We start from the raw sequence: 209 nt of genomic DNA, 5'->3' as shown, positions 1-209 counted from the left end.
AATATTCCTGTACTTGGTGTTACTGCGAAGGGGGGACGGAGAAGGCTATGTTAGCCGGGCGACGGTTGTCCCGGTTTAAGCATGTAGGCGGGTGTTTTAGGTAAATCCGGAACGCCACTAACGCTGAGGTGTGATGACGAGGCACTACGGTGCTGAAGTAACAAATGCCCTGCTTCCAGGAAAAGCCTCTAAGCATCAGGTAACACGAA

The 209-nt window shown here is 51.7% G+C and carries 1 rRNA gene; it reads left to right on the top strand.

Annotated features, from left to right (window positions below):
* Window positions 1-209, top strand: a 23S ribosomal RNA gene (locus tag ACLJXE_RS24410); the annotation flags it as partial.

The organism is Citrobacter sp. U14242 (genome assembly GCF_046555775.1).
Lineage (GTDB): Bacteria > Pseudomonadota > Gammaproteobacteria > Enterobacterales > Enterobacteriaceae > Citrobacter.
Note: the sequence above shows the minus strand (reverse complement) of the source record. Positions and strands in the feature narration are given on the sequence as shown.